Origin of the sequence: Arthrobacter sp. SIMBA_036 (assembly GCF_046535135.1) — a bacterium.
In the GTDB taxonomy this organism is placed as follows: domain Bacteria; phylum Actinomycetota; class Actinomycetes; order Actinomycetales; family Micrococcaceae; genus Arthrobacter.
Genome location: NZ_JAWRXG010000148.1, coordinates 1 through 275, shown reverse-complemented (window position 1 = coordinate 275; position 275 = coordinate 1). Strand labels below are relative to the sequence as shown.

Annotated in this window: 1 protein-coding gene; it reads left to right on the top strand. The window is 64.7% G+C overall.

Features of this window, described 5'->3' with window-relative positions:
• Positions 1-275, top strand: a 275-nt coding sequence (locus SB659_RS19445; RefSeq protein WP_410551587.1) for a GSU2403 family nucleotidyltransferase fold protein, incomplete at both ends; no start/stop codon positions are given.

The following is a 275-nucleotide window of genomic DNA, read 5'->3' as shown; positions in this document are numbered from 1 at the left end:
ATTCCGTGGACCCGAGCTTCCGGCCGGTACCTCATCGATCGGGAGGAACGGCTTCGTCCGCCTTCCAGAACGCCGAAGGCTACCGGGTCGAATTCCTGACGTCGAACCGCGGCTCTGACGCCTACATTGACCAGCCGGCCAAGATGCCTGCGCTCGGCGCCAGCGCCGATCCGCTTCGCTTCCTCGAGTTGCTCATCCGAGAACCCGTAGGACCATGCCGCTTCATCGCAGCGGTGTCCCGGTCGTTGTCCCTGATCCGTCCCGGTACGCCATCC